This window comes from Vibrio sp. DNB22_10_4 (assembly GCF_052879755.1).
In genome coordinates this window covers 294,965-311,871 of sequence record NZ_JBNNXW010000002.1, presented here as the reverse complement: position 1 = coordinate 311,871, position 16,907 = coordinate 294,965, and the positions used below count along the sequence as shown (strand labels likewise).

At 46.5% G+C, this 16,907-nt stretch carries 18 protein-coding genes; 8 read left to right on the top strand and 10 right to left on the bottom strand.

Features of this window, described 5'->3' with window-relative positions; genetic code table 11:
- Positions 1-10 precede the first annotated feature (10 nt).
- Positions 11-856 carry an NADPH-dependent 7-cyano-7-deazaguanine reductase QueF gene (gene queF, locus ACVA6Q_RS09515; RefSeq protein WP_353496923.1) on the bottom strand — a complete coding sequence of 282 codons (846 nt, stop codon included), beginning with the start codon at positions 854-856 and terminating at the stop codon, positions 11-13.
- Positions 857-966: 110 nt separating this feature from the next.
- On the opposite strand from queF, the gene syd reads away from it, so the two are divergent.
- Together syd and ACVA6Q_RS09505 are read left to right on the top strand one after the other, a co-directional pair.
- Complete coding sequence (gene syd / locus ACVA6Q_RS09510) at positions 967-1,512, top strand: SecY-interacting protein (protein ID WP_353496922.1); 546 nt, start codon at positions 967-969, stop codon at positions 1,510-1,512.
- Positions 1,513-1,514: 2 nt separating this feature from the next.
- The gene (locus ACVA6Q_RS09505) at positions 1,515-2,291 is read left to right on the top strand and encodes a Zn-ribbon-containing protein (RefSeq protein ID WP_446647355.1); all 777 of its coding nucleotides are present in this window, start codon (positions 1,515-1,517) and stop codon (positions 2,289-2,291) included.
- Between the two features lie 82 nt (positions 2,292-2,373).
- Here ACVA6Q_RS09505 and metQ read toward each other — a convergent pair whose 3' ends face one another.
- Genes metQ through metN form a run of 3 tightly spaced genes read right to left on the bottom strand, consistent with a single transcriptional unit; the run spans position 2,374 to position 4,919 of the window.
- Entirely contained in the window at positions 2,374-3,183 is an 810-nt protein-coding gene (gene metQ, locus ACVA6Q_RS09500) for a methionine ABC transporter substrate-binding lipoprotein MetQ (RefSeq protein ID WP_353496920.1), read from the bottom strand.
- A 34-nt stretch (positions 3,184-3,217) separates the two neighbouring features.
- Entirely contained in the window at positions 3,218-3,895 is a 678-nt protein-coding gene (locus tag ACVA6Q_RS09495) for a methionine ABC transporter permease (protein ID WP_353496919.1), read from the bottom strand.
- Complete coding sequence (gene metN, locus ACVA6Q_RS09490; RefSeq protein WP_446647354.1) at positions 3,885-4,919, bottom strand: methionine ABC transporter ATP-binding protein MetN; 1,035 nt, start codon at positions 4,917-4,919, stop codon at positions 3,885-3,887. The genes ACVA6Q_RS09495 and metN overlap by 11 nt, the downstream gene beginning before the upstream one ends.
- A gap of 199 nt (positions 4,920-5,118) precedes the next feature.
- Here metN and gmhB point away from each other — a divergent pair, with 199 nt between their 5' ends.
- The 5 genes from gmhB (at position 5,119) to treC (ending at position 10,450) form a co-directional block, all read left to right on the top strand.
- Positions 5,119-5,670, top strand: a complete 552-nt coding sequence (gene gmhB / locus ACVA6Q_RS09485; RefSeq protein WP_353496917.1) for a D-glycero-beta-D-manno-heptose 1,7-bisphosphate 7-phosphatase — start codon at positions 5,119-5,121, stop codon at positions 5,668-5,670.
- A 24-nt stretch (positions 5,671-5,694) separates the two neighbouring features.
- Positions 5,695-6,063 (top strand): MliC family protein, encoded by a 369-nt coding sequence (locus ACVA6Q_RS09480; RefSeq protein ID WP_353496916.1) that lies wholly within the window; start codon positions 5,695-5,697, stop codon positions 6,061-6,063.
- A gap of 14 nt (positions 6,064-6,077) precedes the next feature.
- Positions 6,078-7,022: a trehalose operon repressor TreR gene (gene treR / locus ACVA6Q_RS09475; RefSeq protein ID WP_446647353.1), complete on the top strand. Its 945-nt coding sequence runs from the start codon at positions 6,078-6,080 to the stop codon at positions 7,020-7,022.
- Positions 7,023-7,261: 239 nt separating this feature from the next.
- Complete coding sequence (treB, locus tag ACVA6Q_RS09470) at positions 7,262-8,686, top strand: PTS trehalose transporter subunit IIBC (protein ID WP_353496914.1); 1,425 nt, start codon at positions 7,262-7,264, stop codon at positions 8,684-8,686.
- An 81-nt stretch (positions 8,687-8,767) separates the two neighbouring features.
- A complete protein-coding gene (gene treC, locus ACVA6Q_RS09465) occupies positions 8,768-10,450 on the top strand; it encodes an alpha,alpha-phosphotrehalase (protein WP_446647352.1) in 1,683 nt (560 codons plus the stop codon).
- A gap of 209 nt (positions 10,451-10,659) precedes the next feature.
- On the opposite strand, the gene ACVA6Q_RS09460 is transcribed toward treC, so the two are convergent.
- Positions 10,660-11,259 (bottom strand): YitT family protein, encoded by a 600-nt coding sequence (locus ACVA6Q_RS09460; RefSeq protein WP_446647351.1) that lies wholly within the window; start codon positions 11,257-11,259, stop codon positions 10,660-10,662.
- A 348-nt stretch (positions 11,260-11,607) separates the two neighbouring features.
- Between ACVA6Q_RS09460 and glyA the strand changes: the two genes are divergently transcribed.
- Positions 11,608-12,858 carry a serine hydroxymethyltransferase gene (glyA, locus tag ACVA6Q_RS09455; protein WP_353496911.1) on the top strand — a complete coding sequence of 417 codons (1,251 nt, stop codon included), beginning with the start codon at positions 11,608-11,610 and terminating at the stop codon, positions 12,856-12,858.
- A gap of 84 nt (positions 12,859-12,942) precedes the next feature.
- Here glyA and ACVA6Q_RS09450 read toward each other — a convergent pair whose 3' ends face one another.
- The 5 genes from ACVA6Q_RS09450 to ACVA6Q_RS09430 all read right to left on the bottom strand — a co-directional run bounded on the left by ACVA6Q_RS09450 (position 12,943) and on the right by ACVA6Q_RS09430 (position 16,831).
- The gene (locus ACVA6Q_RS09450) at positions 12,943-13,272 is read right to left on the bottom strand and encodes a hypothetical protein (protein ID WP_042496692.1); all 330 of its coding nucleotides are present in this window, start codon (positions 13,270-13,272) and stop codon (positions 12,943-12,945) included.
- 171 nt (positions 13,273-13,443) lie between these two features.
- Entirely contained in the window at positions 13,444-14,409 is a 966-nt protein-coding gene (gene lipA, locus ACVA6Q_RS09445) for a lipoyl synthase (RefSeq protein ID WP_446647350.1), read from the bottom strand.
- 4 nt (positions 14,410-14,413) lie between these two features.
- Positions 14,414-15,055, bottom strand: coding sequence for a lipoyl(octanoyl) transferase LipB (gene lipB / locus ACVA6Q_RS09440; RefSeq protein WP_446647349.1), 642 nt, complete (start codon positions 15,053-15,055; stop codon positions 14,414-14,416).
- 175 nt (positions 15,056-15,230) lie between these two features.
- Positions 15,231-15,509: a DUF493 family protein YbeD gene (gene ybeD, locus ACVA6Q_RS09435; protein ID WP_042496698.1), complete on the bottom strand. Its 279-nt coding sequence runs from the start codon at positions 15,507-15,509 to the stop codon at positions 15,231-15,233.
- Positions 15,510-15,652: 143 nt separating this feature from the next.
- Positions 15,653-16,831, bottom strand: a complete 1,179-nt coding sequence (locus ACVA6Q_RS09430; protein WP_353496909.1) for a serine hydrolase — start codon at positions 16,829-16,831, stop codon at positions 15,653-15,655.
- Positions 16,832-16,907 lie beyond the last annotated feature (76 nt).

Here is a 16,907-nt window from a genome sequence, read left to right as displayed (position 1 = left end):
TTGAGAGTGCTTACTGTCGTGCCATACGCATGTTGTGAGAAGGTGCGCTGTGCTGGTTTGAGCGGTACGGGTTGATATCCAAACCGCCACGGCGCGTGTAGCGAGCATACACGGTTAGCTCTGTTGGCTTACAGTACGCCATAATATCTGTGAAGATACGCTCAACACATTGCTCGTGAAACTCATTATGTTCACGGAACGAAACAAGGTAGCGTAGCAGGGCTTCACGGTTGATCTTTGCGCCGTGATATTGGATCTCGACACTGCCCCAATCAGGTTGATTGGTGATAAGGCAATTGGATTTTAGCAGGTGGCTATGTAGCGCTTCTTCAACCACTTCCTCTCCAGATGCACCTTCCAGCAGTGCTGCATCAAAGTCGTAGCTGTCGATACGAATATCTTGGTTGTCGATGCACTCGCCCTTCATGCCAACGATCTGGGTGTTTTCAAAGTCACCTACTGGGATAAGCTTTACCGTCACCGTTTCACCGGCACAGATTGATAGATCGCCGGCGATGGTGCTTTGCACCTCATCCCATGAATCAAATCGCGTTTGGTTGTAGCTGTTGAGATACAGCTTAAATGACTTAGATTCGATAAGGTTGGTACTGGTTGCTGGGATGTAAGCTTCACCAACAGCGACCTGTGGCAAGCCATTGGCATTGAGCCAAGAGATCTCATACATAGTCCAAATATCACAGCCCTGGAATGGCAAGCTATCACCGAGTTCAAGGTCGTCACGGTTTAGGCTTCGTGGTACAGGTTGCAAAAGGGTAGCATCATACTGGTTGGCATAATCGGTCTTTTGACCCAGTGTGAGTCCTGAAAGCTCTTTCGCGTTGGAATATTTGCTCATAATTGTGTGATATTTCGATTAGAATAAAACGAATTTTACGAGATCCCTGAATAGCTGTCATCCTTTGTGCTCGGAAATCGCCGAACAATTGAAGGATGAGTGGAGAGCATATGAATCAAAGTGTACAACAAGCTTTAGAGGCGTTTTCACAGCGCTATCAACAGGCTTGGCAAGAAAAGCATCAAACACTACCGGCCAGTGAAGAGCTTCATGGCTTAGTGTCCCCTTGTATTGATCGCAAAGATGACGAATCGGTGTATTGGCGTGCCTGCGTCCGCGACGTCCCTGAGCGTTTGGAAAATATCGAGCAAGGGATAGAGCTAACGTTACACGATGACATTAAAGCTTTCTATGGGCATCAGTATAGCGCAGATATGAATGCCACATGGCAGGGCAACGAGTTGACGCTGCTGCAAGTGTGGAGCGATGATGATTTCACTCGCCTGCAAGAGAACATTTTGGGTCACCTAGTGACTCAGCGCCGCCTTAAGCTCAAACCAACCGTATTCATTGCGGCCACCGATGCTGATATGGATGTGATTTCTATCTGTAACATCTCTGGTAACGTGATTCTTGAGCGTCTGGGTACTGATCGCCGCGATGTGGTTGCCGAGAATATCGAGACATTCCTCAACGGTCTGGAGCCTGACGTTTAATTATGTATGTGGTAGAGCTTCATTTTGAGTGTTTTGATAACACAACGATCAGCGCGGTAGAGAAGGGCATTAACGGTCTGATGGACGCGCTGCGCTATAACGGCCAAGTGTTAGGGCGCGAGTTTCCGGTGGTGATGGGGGAGGGGGAATTCTTTGTTCGCGCGGTATGTCCTGAGCAAGATAGCTTGCATCCAAGTAACCACTCAGATTTCGTAAAAGTATGTTTAAAGCGTTTATCGGATGCTTGCCTGTTGGCACCTAAGGTTCGCTTGCTGGGTCGTGATATCAATTCAGAGCAAGCAGCAGAAGATGAAACGCCGAGCTGGCAAGTGCTGTACACCACGTATGTGCACACCTGTTCACCGCTTCGAAGTGGTGAAACCTTGCTGCCAATCCCGCTGTACCGTAACCCACCGACACTCAATGGCGACCATAAGACGGTGATTAAATGGCAAACCGAGTGGCAAGCTTGCGATGAAATTCAAATGGCAGGTGGCTGTAAAGCAGAGCACGCAGCATTGCGAGAGCTGTCTGAGGTAGGCAGTGACCTGTTCCGTCGTGGCTGGGATATTCGCGGTCGTATCGAGTACATTACCCAAATCCCAACGTACTACTATCTGTACAAGGTGGGCGGTAAGAGCCTCGAGGAAGAAAAAGCACGTACGTGCCCGAAATGTGGTGGAGAGTGGTTGCTTGATGAGCCGCTGCACGACATCTTTTACTTTAAGTGCGATTCTTGCCGAATCGTCTCCAATATTTCTTGGGATCACCTAAAGTAAGCAGATTTATCGATTGAAAATACAAAAGGGGTTGAAGCTAAGCTTCAACCCCTTTTTGATGTTTGGTGCAAAGGTGGTGAGATTACCAGCCTTTAACAACGCCACCTTTGAAGATATCAGAAGCTGCGTTGTACACATCTTCTGTTTGGTACGCTTTTACGAAGTTCTGAACGTTTTCTGCGTTCACATTGTCTTCACGCGCAACGATTAGGTTTACGTATGGCGACTCTTTGTCTTCAACAAACACACCGTCGCGTTGAGGTGTTAGGTCGATAGAGCTTGCGTAAGTTGTGTTGATGATAGATAGCGCTACGTCATCAAGAGAACGTGGTAGTTGTGCTGCGTCTAGCTCAACGATAGTGATGTTCTTTGGATTTTCTTCGATATCACGAACTGTCGCCAGTAGACCAACACCTTCACGTAGAGTTAGTAGACCTTGTTGCTCAAGTAGCAGTAGTGAGCGACCTAGGTTTGTTGGGTCATTGGGTACTGCGATACGTGCGCCGTCTTGGATTTCATCCACAGACTTAACTTGCTTCGAGTAGCCCGCGATAGGGTATACAAACGTGTTGCCTGCGATAGTCAGCTTGTAGTTACGATCCGTTACTTGCTGGTCTAGGTATGGCTTATGTTGGAATGCGTTAAGGTCGATAGAGCCATCGTCCAGTGCTGCGTTTGGTGTTACGTAGTCTGTGAAGGTGACTAGCTCAACGTCTAGACCGTATTGCTCTTTAGCAACCTTCGCTGCGACCTCTGCAACTTGTGCTTCTGCACCTGCCATCACACCGACTTTGATCTTGCTGGTGTCGACTTCTTTTTCACCACAGCCAGATAGAATAAGTGCTGATGCAGCAGCTGCAATTGCGAGTAAATTCTTAACGTTGAATTTCATGACTCTCTCCTTGTTATAAATCTTAAAATCTCGATTATCTGTGGTCTACGCGGCGAACAACGGCATCACCGATAGACTGAATAATTTGTACCAATACAATGAGCATCACCACGGTCACGGCCATAATGGTCACATCGTATCGGTGGAAACCATAGCGAATGGCTACGTCACCTAGCCCGCCACCGCCGACGGTACCCGCCATTGCTGAGTAGCTTACTAGAGTCACTAGGGTGATTGTCACCGAATTGACAATCGTAGGTAATGCTTCTGGAAGCAGTACCTTAGTAATGATTTGGTATGGTGTTGCGCCCATTGATTGTGCGGCTTCTACCAGACCTGTTGGCACCTCAAGTAGTGCGCCTTCAATAAGGCGTGCCACAAATGGAATCGCACCAACCGTCAGTGGAACAATAGCTGCCGTGGTACCGATAAAGGTGCCAATCAAAATCTTGGTCAGTGGAATGATCGCTACCATTAATACTAAGAAAGGCACCGAACGACCCACGTTAACAATGGCACCTAGCACACTGTTTAAACGCATGTTTTCTAGCAAGCCACCTTTTTTAGTGGTATGCAGAATAACACCCAGTGGGATACCGACGGCGAAGCCAACCACTCCTGCTACGGCAACCATATATAGGGTTTCCCATGTTGCCCCTAATAGTAGGTTACTGTTTAGAGATAACCAGTCTGAGACAGTGTTAAAGGACATAGCCAAGTACCTCTACTTTTACATTGTGGTCACGAAGATATTGAATCGCCGCGTTGTCGTCTTGCTCATTACCAAACAGCTCTGCCACCATCATGCCGAATTTTACGCCGCCCGCGTAATCAAGATCGGAGCTTAGGATGCTGACATCAATATTGTATTTGCGTGCAATTTGCGTCATTAGCGGTGCATCTACAGTAGCACCGGTAAACTCTAGGCGAACAAGCGGGTAGCTGCCATCAACGCGCTCAGCTTGCAGCCTTGCTTGATAGTCTTCTGGAATCGACAGGTCGAGCGTTGAACGGATGAATTGGTGCGCAAGTTCAGTTTTCGGATGGGCAAAGATTTCACCAACAGTACCTTTCTCAACTAAGTGACCGTCGCCAATGATTGCGACTTCATGACAGATGCTTTTTACCACGTCCATTTCGTGAGTAATTAGAAGAATGGTGATCTTAAGCTTGCGGTTGATTTCTTTCAGTAGCTCAAGAATTGATTGAGTCGTCGCAGGGTCGAGTGCGCTGGTGGCTTCATCACAAAGCAGCACCTTAGGATCTGACGATAGTGCGCGAGCAATCGCGACACGCTGCTTTTGACCACCACTTAGATTGGCAGGGTAAGTATCGCGCTTATCTGCCAGCCCGACGAGCTTTAGAAGATCCGTCACTTTGGTTTCGATGTGTGAGCGCTCTTTGCCAGCAAGCTCAAGTGGCAGTGCCACGTTTTCAAATACGGTGCGAGATGAAAGCAAGTTAAAGTGCTGGAAAATCATGCCAATGTTGCGGCGCGCTTCTGAAAGCTCGGATTTCGATAGCTTAGTCAGGTCAACACCGTCAACGATGACTTCACCCGACGTTGGCGCTTCAAGCATGTTTACGCAGCGAATCAACGTACTCTTACCCGCACCAGAGGCGCCAATCACACCAAAGATGGTACCTTCTGCGATATGCAGATTGATGTCTGCCAAGGCGTTGATTTCCTTAGTGCCTTGATAAAACACTTTGTTTACTTGATTAATTTCGATCATCTAAGCAACCTGAAGTCCGTGAGTAGCATAAAAGTTTGAACTACATCTCAATTGATAGAAGATGCTATGGTTTTCCCCTTTTAGTGTCAATAGATATTTTTACGTCTAGACGTCTAAACGGCATTTTCATAGTGCCGTGACTATAAAAGCGTGTAATAATTCAGGTTATTAGCACCTATCTATAACAAGAGAGTGAACTGTGGCAAAACCAGCTGTTTTTTTGGATCGTGATGGCGTCATTAACGTTGATCATGGGTACGTTAGCGATGAACACGACTTTGAGTATGTTGAAGGCGTTTTTGAAGCGACGAAAAAACTGCAGGACATGGGCTATATGCTGGTGTTGGTGACCAATCAATCAGGCATTGCTCGCGGTATGTTCTCCGAAGATCGCTTCCTTTCTTTAACTCAATGGATGGATTGGAACTTCTCTGATAATGGCGTCGAGTTCGATGGTATCTATTATTGTCCACATCACCCAGAGCATGGCATTGGTGATTACAAACAAGATTGTGACTGCCGTAAACCAAAACCGGGCATGTTTATCTCTGCTCGTGATTTCCTAAAGATTGATATGGAAAACTCAGTCATGGTCGGCGATAAAGCCGAAGATATGATGGCAGCTGAAGCAGCTGGCGTTGGCACCAAGATCTTAGTACGTACTGGCAAACCGGTCACCGAGCGCGGTGAGTCTGTCGCAACTGTGGTACTTGATAGTATCCGCGATGTGCCGCAATACTTAACTAAGTAATCGTTTGATCCTAAAGGAGTCATTATGAGTGCATTAGTTAAACATGGATTGGTTACGGCTATGATGGTTGGCGGTTTGGTGGCGTGCAGTAGTTCGGATCAGGTGGAACCTGAAAACCCTTATCATGTCCTCCAGTATCAGTGCGATAACCAGAGCTTTCAGGTAACCCAGTTATCGAGTGAGCAAGTCTTGCTGCTTATCGATGGCGAAGAATATCATCTGCACCGCGTCCCTTCTGCGTCAGGCGTGAAGTATTCACTTGATGGTCAATCTCAAGTTGAATCAGAGGTTGAGCTGTTTAGTAAGGGCAGAAAGGGCATGCTTACCATTGCGGGTGAAACCGATAAAAGCTGTATGATGACCACACGAAGCATACCAAAAAACGGATACTAAGCTTTTAGATAACCATGAGCAAAAAACTCACCATACTTGATATTGCAAAGCTGTCGGGAGTCGGTAAATCAACCGTCTCTCGCGTGCTCACTAACGATCCTAAAGTAAAACCTGAAACTCGCGAGAAAGTGGAGCGTGTGATTGCAGAGCATGGCTATGTGCCCTCTAAGTCGGCGCAATCGATGCGTGGGGGCGGAGTGCAAAAGGTCATTGGTGTCATTATCTCGCGTCTCGACTCGCCTTCAGAGAACAAAGCGGTGAGCAGCATGCTCAATGTGCTTTACTCTGCAGGTTACGATGTGGTTATCATGGAGAGTCAGTTCGACCCCGATAAAACCAACGAGCATCTAAGCGTACTGCGTAAACGCAACGTTGAAGGTGTCATTGTGTTTGGTTTTACGGAGCTTGATATCGATAGAGTGTCTTTGTGGCAGGAGAAGGTGGTGGTCATTGCCATGGATACCGATCAAGTCTCCTCCATCAACTACGACAATCAAGGATTGATCCAAGCGGTTTTGAATAAATTGCAGGCGCAAGGCGTCAATCAACTTGCCTATATTGGTGTCGATCCTAAGGATAAAACCACGGGCTTGGCACGCCTTAATGCATTTCAAAAATGGTGTGATGATAACGATCAACACGCCGTTTATCGTACCGGTGAGCTTCATCATGAGAGTGCTTACCAGCTTGTTGATGAGGTAGTGACAGACTCATTACAAGCGATCGTGTGTGCCAGTGATTCCTTAGCGCTTGGAACCATTAAACGCCTTCAAGAGCTTGGCCGAGAAGATATCGTGGTGACTGGCGTCGGTGGTAATGAACTGCTCTCTTTCCTGTTCCCTAATATTTACAGCATTGATCCCGGCTATCAGCAAGCGGGAGAAAAAGCAGCTAACCTATTGATTAGTCAGCTTACTGGCAATAAATCCATCTCTCATCTTACGCAAGAAGCAGTGTAATCACGGCTTCTTTTTCGTAGCAGTTCCACTAATCAACTTGACGCATTTATCAACAATTATTGTGATCACACTCAATTAATGGGACTGTTCCCATTTCTGTTCTGATTGTTCCATGGCACACTTAACTCAAGTTTTGGGAATGTTCCCATTCGCGTGTTGCGATATTATTAATACAACGAGACAAATGGACCTAGACGTCTTAACCCTACGTCTCTATATCAGGAAAAGGTGTACAAACGATGAGCAAAATAGCCCAGCAAGACATTGCCGCGATCATCGACGGTGTTGGCGGAGCTGACAACATTGCCAGTGTTAGCCACTGTTTAACTCGCTTAAGATTCGTTCTTAACGATACCGATAAAGCCGACAAGTCGGTACTAGAGAGCCTCAAGATTGTTAAAGGCTGCTTTACCAATGCAGGTCAGTTCCAAGTGGTGATTGGCACTGAAGTTGATGAAGTCTACAAAATGTTGATTGACTCAACAGGTAAGAAAGCGGCATCTAAAGACGATGCCAAGCTGGCTGCTCGCCAGAACATGAACTTTCTAGAGCGTGGTATCTCGCACTTAGCCGAAATTTTTGTTCCCCTTTTGCCGGCGATTATCACAGGTGGTTTGATTCTTGGCTTCCGCAACGTTATCGGCGACATCCGTATGTTCGATGGCAAAACCTTAGTGGAAATCAGCCAGTTCTGGGCAACTGTTCACTCGTTCTTATGGCTTATCGGTGAAGCTATTTTCTTCTTCCTACCGGTTGGTGTGTGTTGGTCTACGGTGAAAAAGCTTGGTGGTACGCCCATTCTTGGTATCACGCTGGGTGTCACCTTAGTATCGCCCCAGCTGATGAATGCTTATCTCATAGGTAAAGAAGTGCCAGAGGTTTGGGATTTCGGATTGTTTGTGATTGAGAAGGTGGGCTATCAGGCTCAGGTGATCCCGGCGATGCTGGCAGGTGTGGCACTGGCGCTAATTGAAACCAACTTAAAGCGTATTGTCCCAAGCTACTTGTATCTGGTTGTGGTGCCATTCGTATCAATCATTCTGTCGGTCATTCTTGCTCATGCTTTCATCGGCCCGTTTGGTCGCGTGCTAGGTGATGGTGTTGCGTTTGCGGCAAAAGCTGCGATGACGGGTGATTTTGCGGTACTTGGCTCTGTGGTCTTTGGTTTCCTATACGCACCGCTGGTTATTACTGGTATCCACCACACAACCAATGCGGTTGACCTTCAGCTTATGCAAGACCTAGGCGGTACGCCAATCTGGCCTTTGATCGCACTGTCTAATATCGCTCAAGCATCTGCTGTTGTTGGCATCATCATTATCAGTAAGCGTGAGGGTGAGCGTGATATCTCAGTCCCCGCTGCTATCTCGGCATACCTAGGTGTCACTGAGCCTGCTATGTACGGTATCAACCTGAAATACAAGTTCCCAATGCTGAGCGCAATGATTGGTAGTGCAATTGCGGCAGCTATCTGTGGCAGTGCAGGCGTGATGGCGAACGGTATCGGTGTCGGCGGTCTACCAGGCATCCTATCGATTCAGCCGCAATACTGGATGGTGTATTTCATGGCGATGCTAGTAGCAATGGCCGTGCCGATTCTACTTACTTTGTTCCTGTACAAACGCGCTCAATCAAAAGGTGAGCTAGAGCTTGCGAGCGCGTAACCCCCATTAGTGGCTCACATTGAGCCACTTCTTTGCTTTTTATTTTGACGAATTTCCAAATTGGTAAGTGAGATTAAACCTATGAGTCAAACTGCTCAAAAAGACTGGTGGAAAACAGCCACGATTTATCAAATCTACCCTAAGAGCTTTTGCGATAGCGGTGATAAAGGAATGGGCGACATCAAAGGGATTACCTCGAAGCTTGATTACTTATCGAAGTTAGGTGTAGACGCGATCTGGCTTACTCCAGTGTATGCCTCACCAATGATTGATAACGGTTACGACATCTCTGATTACTATGCGATCAACCCTGACTTTGGCACCATGCAAGATTTTGATGCGTTGCTCGCTGCTGCCCATCAGAAAGGTATCCGCATCATTATGGATATCGTTGTTAACCACACCTCAACCGAACATCAATGGTTCCAGTCGGCACTTGGAGATAAACAAAGCCCGTACCGTGATTACTACATCTGGAAACCCAATGAAGGCAAATTACCCAACAACTGGCAGTCAAAGTTTGGTGGCTCTGCATGGGCATTAGATGAAGCCACCGATGAATACTATCTGCACCTATTTGCCAAAGAGCAGGCTGACCTTAATTGGGAAAACCCAACAGTTCGTGAAGAAGTAAAACAGGTCATCGAGTTCTGGGCACAGAAAGGCGTGGATGGTTTTAGGCTTGATGTGATCAACCTTATCTCAAAACAGCAAGACTTCGCTGATGATGATATTGGTGATGGTCGCCGTTTTTACACTGACGGTCCGCGCGTTCATGAGTATTTACAGGAGATCAGCGAAGCGGTATTCCAGAAGTATGGCTCGGTCACCGTTGGTGAAATGTCTTCAACGACTCTAGAGCATTGCCAGCAATACAGTTCACTCGATAACAAAGAGCTTTCGATGGTGTTCAATTTTCATCACCTAAAGGTCGATTACCCAAATGGTGATAAGTGGACGAAAGCGGACTTCGATTTCCTGCAGCTAAAACAGATTTTTAACCACTGGCAGACAGGTCTAAATGGGAAAGGCTGGGGCGCACTGTTCTGGTGTAACCACGACCAACCTCGCGTGGTCAGTCGCCTTGGCAATGATCAGCAATACCGAACTGAGTCAGCAAAAATGCTGGCAGCGTCTGTCCATCTGATGCAAGGCACGCCATATATTTATCAAGGTGAAGAGATCGGCATGACCAATCCGAGCTTCACGGATATGAGCCAATATCGAGATGTCGAAAGCCTTAATATGTATCAGCTGATGGTTGAGCAGGGCGATACCTCTCATGATGATATGATGGCTATCTTGAGACAGAAATCTCGTGATAACTCTCGCACACCTATGCAATGGAATGACAGCAAACACGCTGGCTTTACCCAAGGTACGCCTTGGATTGGCGTCGCTGAAAATTATCCTCAGATCAACGCTGAGGCAGCGGTTGAAGATGAGCAGTCGGTATTCTACTTCTACAAAGAGCTCATTGCGCTTCGTAAGCAGTTAGCGGTGATTACTGACGGTAGCTATGTGGATTTGTTCCCAGAGCACACTCAGGTTCATGGCTACTTGCGTGAGAGTGAAGATGCGATGCTGCTGTGCTTGAACAACTATTATGGTGAAGAAACTAGCGTGGTGTTGCCGGAGCAGTTTGATGGCTTGGTGAGTCGTGCTGTGTTGAGTAATTGTGGGGTTGTTGGTGAAGTTGAACTGAAGGGTGAGGTGGTTTTGAGGCCTTATGAGACTTTGGTGTTGTTGGTTGATAAAGGTTAAGAGCTAAGAGCCAAAAACACAGGTCAAGAGCTTGACCCCCTCTAGCTCCCCCGGCTACGCGCCCCGTTATAAAGGGGGAGAACCAGTGCTCGTTACTTACGTAACATTGCACCTATACGTGAGGCGATGCGATAGCGAGCCAGTAGTTCCTCCCCTTTATAAGGGGAGGTTAGGAGGGGTAAACGAGCGAAGCGAGTAAAGCCCCAACCTCACCCATAAGTCACCACATAACGAGTCGGCTTATGATTCATCGCCAGCACCAAGTTCAACATCACCGCACCAAGAATCGAAATCGCAATAATTGACGGCGACACAAAGAAGAACGACGCAACAAGAATGGCACTATCAATCGCCATCTGCGTTTTACCGACCGAAATTCCAAACTTGTCCTGGATAAACAGACACAACACATTAAAGCCACCTAGGCTTGAGCGGTGCCTGAATAGAATCAGCATACCAAGACCCATCAATAAGCCACCGGCGATCGCGCAGTAGATAGTATTGACGTTATCCAGTGTGACCACTCGATGCATGTTGTCCGTAATAATAGATACCAAGGCACCAGAAATGGCGCTGCTAGCCGCAAAGCGTTTACCGAAGCGTTTCCAAGCAAGTAGGTAAAACGGGCTGTTTAGGGCGAAATAAAGCGTACCAAAAGAAATTGGTACAAATTGGCTCATAAGAAGGGCAAGACCTGTGGTGCCGCCAGTTAAAAGTTGAGCCGACTGAAGAAAGAATATTCCCTGAGCAACGATAAAGGTGCCAGTTAGAATCGCTATCCAGTCTTCTTTGAGTGTGTGTTTTTGCATCAATTTTAAATTCTTCTAATCAATAAACGCCGCAATATTATTGAAAAGTTGATGTTTTCGGTAGCTTGAAGGGTAAATTTACGGTAAACCTATGTAATTCAATTTTTACACTGTGTAAATGGAATTATTGACACTTAGCGCATTCGAACGATGCACTTTATCGGGGCATATGATGAAGCCTAAGGTTCACTATGAAAAAACTGCATGAGAAAATTCCAATTTTCTCTTTATGACCTAGATCAAATTATGTATCATGCGAGTCATCAAATGTGGTGACGAAAACGTTTGCTTTTGGTCATTGTGTGGTTTTTTTGAAACTTTCAGAACAATCTGAGTCAGGAGATACAGATGCTTAAGCGTGATATGAACATCGCTGATTACGATGCGGAGCTATTTGCAGCAATTCAAGAAGAGACACTACGTCAAGAAGAGCACATCGAGCTAATCGCTTCGGAAAACTACACCAGCCCGCGCGTAATGGAAGCGCAAGGCTCTCAGCTAACCAACAAGTATGCTGAAGGCTACCCGGGTAAGCGCTACTACGGTGGTTGTGAGTATGTTGATAAAGCGGAAACACTAGCGATTGATCGTGCGTGTGAGCTATTTGGTTGTGAGTACGCGAACGTTCAGCCGCACTCTGGTTCTCAAGCGAACAGCGCAGTGTACATGGCGCTGCTTAACCCAGGCGACACAGTTCTAGGTATGAGCCTAGCGCACGGTGGTCACCTGACTCACGGTTCACCAGTAAACTTCTCTGGTAAGCACTACAACGTGATTCCTTACGGTATCGACGAAGCGGGTCAAATCAACTACGACGAAATGGAGCAGCTTGCTGTTGAGCACAAGCCTAAGATGATCATCGGTGGTTTCTCTGCATACAGCCAAATCGTAGATTGGGCTCGCATGCGTGAGATCGCAGACAAGGTTGATGCTTACCTATTCGTTGATATGGCGCACGTTGCGGGTCTTATCGCTGCAGGTGTTTACCCAACGCCAGTTCCACACGCTCACGTGGTAACAACAACAACGCATAAGACTCTAGCGGGTCCTCGCGGTGGTCTTATCCTGTCTAATGCAGGCGAAGACATGTACAAGAAGCTTAACTCTGCTGTATTCCCTGGTGGTCAGGGTGGTCCTCTAATGCACGTTATCGCTGGTAAAGCCGTCGCGTTCAAAGAAGCAATGGAGCCAGAGTTTAAAGAGTACCAAGCGCGCGTTGTTAAGAATGCAAAAGCGATGGTTGCACAGTTCCAAGAGCGCGGTTACAACATCGTATCTAACGGCACTGAAAACCACCTGTTCCTTGTTGATCTAATCGACAAAGACATCACAGGTAAAGAAGCGGATGCCGCTCTTGGCGCAGCAAACATCACGGTTAACAAGAACTCAGTTCCAAATGACCCACGCAGCCCATTCGTAACGTCTGGTATCCGTATTGGTTCACCTGCGATTACTCGCCGTGGCTTCACTGAAGCAGATGCGACTGAGCTTGCTAACTGGATGTGTGATGTTCTAGACAACATCAACGATGCATCAGTGATTGAAGCAACGAAAGCAAAAGTACTAGAGATCTGTAAGCGTCTGCCTGTTTACGCGTAATTCTCTACGGCTTTAAAGCGAACAAAAAAAGCGAGCTAAATGCTCGCTTTTTTAGTGCTTGAAACTTTTAAGTCGCAGGTAATGTTACTTATTAATGTTGAGCAGAGTGCCTGATTTACAGCGGAATGAGTAATATTTACGACTTTCGCTAAACTGACCTAGGCCTTCGCCATTACAATAATCAATATTGATATCGCGCATGATATCCAGCGTCTTCTCGCTGTTCAGTGCGAACTTAGCGCCGTCCTTACAAACGATACGAACGCGACCATCGTCGCTAACCGAGTATAGGTTTACTTCAGTATTACATAGCTCGAATGACGCTTCTAAATAGTTGTCTTGCTGGGTGTTCTGCGCACAGCCTGCAATCACAGTTGCCGCGAGAATAGGCAAACCAATTTTCAATAACTTCATGTTACGTCCTTGATTGGGTGAAACTTTTTATTTAAGCCTACCTAAAAATAGCAAAAATGCGAGTATGAGATTGTCATGTTGCATATTTTTCTCAAAAAAAACACGGATTGCTTCAACAGCGAATCCGTGTTTTATGTCCGAAAAAGGCAATGTTACTTCTAAAAAGTAATGCTATTTCACTTCTTCGCCTTTTGCTTGTAGGTCTGCATGGTACGACGAGCGAACAAATGGACCACAGGCTGCATGGGTAAAGCCAAGTTCAAGGGCGATCTCTTTTAGCTCGTCAAACTCTGATGGCGGTACATAGCGCTCAACCGGTAAATGGTGACGACTTGGTGCTAGGTATTGACCCAGTGTTAGCATAGTGACGCCGTGAGCACGGAGATCTTTCAGTACTTCAACAATCTCTTCTTTGGTTTCGCCCAAACCCATCATCAAGCCAGACTTAGTCGGTACGTCAGGGTGCATCTCTTTAAACTTCTGAAGAAGCTGAAGTGACCATTTGTAGTTCGCACCCGGGCGCGCCTTACGATATAAGCGTGGAGCTGTCTCTAAGTTGTGGTTAAACACATCTGGCGGGTTATCTTTTAGTGCTTCAAGCGCTACATCCATACGGCCACGGAAATCAGGCACCAGGGTCTCGATGCGGATCTCTGGGTTAAGTGCGCGGATTTCACGGTTGCAGTCTGCAAAGTGCTGAGCACCACCGTCACGCAGGTCGTCACGATCCACAGAGGTAACCACTACGTATTTAAGCTTCATGTCCTTAATAGTTTGCGCAAGCTTTTGCGGCTCACCCGCTTCAGGCGCATTTGGGCGGCCATGAGCTACATCGCAGAAAGGGCAACGACGAGTACAGATAGCACCAAGGATCATAAAAGTTGCTGTGCCGTGATTAAAGCACTCAGCCAGGTTAGGGCATGAGGCTTCTTCACATACCGAGTGAAGATCGTTTTTGCGCATTGCAGACTTGATGTCTTGAATACGCTGACTGTCCGCTGGCAGCTTGATCTTCATCCATTCAGGCTTACGAAGGATTTTTTTTTGCTCGGTAGGCATGTTCTTTACGGGAATCAATGCCATCTTGTCAGCGTCACGGTACTTGACGCCTTTTTCCATTTGGATAGGTTTGCTCATCGTCTTATGCTTCTTCGCTGAATTCTACTTGCTCGTAATCAAGTATTTCTAATAGTGCTTTGATCATTTGGTCTTCGACAGTCGAGACCTCATTTGGACCACCCAGTTGGCTCACTTGAACCATTTCCATCCCAGCATAGCCACAAGGGTTGATACGAAGGAAAGGGGAGAGATCCATATTAATATTTAGCGCCAGTCCGTGAAATGAGCACCCTTTACGGATACGCAGACCAAGGGAGCAGACTTTTTTACCATCGACATACACTCCAGGGGCATCGGGCCTAGCCGCTGACTCAATATCATACGCGTTAAGTGTGTTGATAACGAGGTTTTCGATGTGCGTAACCAGCTCGCGAACGCCAAGCTTTTTACGACGCAAATTGATAAGAAAGTAGGCAACGAGCTGACCAGGACCATGATAGGTGACCTGTCCGCCGCGATCGCTTTGAATGACTGGGATATCACCAGTGTTGAGTAGGTGCTCTTCTTTACCTGCCTGTCCCTGAGTAAAGACAGGGTTGTGCTCCACTAACCACACTTCGTCGCGTGTATCGTCTGTTCGATTGTCAGTGAAATCATGCATGGCTTTCCAGACTGGTTCGTAGTCTTTTCGCCCAAGCTTCCTTACAACTAGCTGATTTTCCACCAGTCACCTCGCTGCTACTTAATAAAGTATTCGCATTATAAACATGTTGATGGTTTTGAACTACTAATAAATAACGAATTCTTAACCATTACATGATGCTGGATATTTATCTGATTGATAAATAAAAAGAAAGCAGCCTAAGCTGCTTTCAAATAAATTTGAAACTTTCAATTTATTATAGAACCATACGAACAATGTCGATATCACCAAGTTCTTTGTAAAGGGTCTCTACCTGCTCGATTGAGGTCGCTGTAATGTTAATAGATACAGCGTGGTAGTTGCCTTTTGCACTTGGCTTAATGGTTGGGCTGTAGTCCCCTGGCGCGTGGCGTTGGATCACTTCCAGCACTTTTTCAGGAAGCTCTGGTTTAGCGTAACCCATCACTTTGAAGGTAAAAGAGCAAGGGAACTCGAGTAGGTCTTTGAGTTTTGCATCAGAGTTGATGGTCAACATAGTAGGGACTCCAAAAAATACCAATTCTTTATAACGGTGCGAATAGTAATGCCTTACGTGGACGATCTCAAGCCAATGAAAAAGTAAAGCCGCTTATAGCGGCTTTACGATGACTCGATTACTTTGGCGTTAAACGCTAGGGCTTAGAAAAAGCTCTTGAAAAGTAATACGATGTAATCCCACAAGCGACTGAACAGGCTACCTTCTTGAACATCTTCAAGAGCAAGCAGCGGATACTCAGCAACGTCTTCGCCTTCTAGTTGATAGTATAGCTTACCAACGACATCGCCTTTAGATATTGGTGCTTCTAACTGCTTTTCAAGTACGAAGCTTGCTTTTAGGTTTTTCGCTTGGCCGCGTGGCAGTGTGACATAAGTGTCTTGGTTCACACCTAACGCGACTGCGTCTTTGTCACCCATCCATACTTTTTCTTCAACGAAGGTTTCGTCTGCTTTGTGTGGATTAACCGTCTCGAAGAAGCGGAAGCCGTAACTCAGTAGCTTTTTACTTTCCGATTTACGAGCGTTGGCGCTCTTAGTACCCATCACGACGGCAACAAGACGCATCTTACCTTCAGTTGCCGAACTCACTAGGCTGTAGCCTGCTTTGCTTGTGTGGCCAGTTTTGATGCCATCAACGTTCATGCTCTTGTCCCAAAGTAGACCGTTACGGTTGTATTGGGTGATGCCGTTGTAGGTGAATTTCTTCTCAGAGTAAATACGGTACTCATCTGGCACGTCTTTGATAAGCGCGCGACCCAGAAGAGCCATATCATAAGGGGTTGAGTACAGATTCGGATTGTCTAGACCGTGCACGTTAGCAAAGTGCGAGTTGGTCATGCCGATAGATTTCGCCCATGCATTCATAAGGTCAACGAATGCATCTTCTGAGCCTGCAATGTGCTCAGCCATCGCGACACAAGCATCATTACCCGATTGAATGATGATGCCTTTGTTTAGCTCATCAACGGTAACCTTGGTGCCTACTTCAATGAACATCTTTGATGAATCAGGGAAGTTCTTTGCCCACGCATTTTTGCTGATGGTCACTTCATCTTGTGGTGAGATGTTACCGCGCTTTAGCTCTTGGCCGATAACATAGCTGGTCATCATTTTGGTCAAACTTGCCGGGTGGAGCTGAGTATTCATCTCTTTCTCAGCGAGAACCTTACCAGAGTTGTAGTCCATCAAAACGAAGCCTTTCGCTGCGATTTGAGGTGCATCAGGCATGACAACAGGTGCCGCAAAGGCAGAAGTTGCTGCCAAAGTTGCGGAAAGAGCAATAGTGGTTACAAATTTCATAGAAGATTTATTCTTATTCATTTCGAATGCGTTTGAGTAATAGTTCGTATAGTAACAGAATGTTGCCTGCAAACTAGATAGCTTACACTAAGTAACA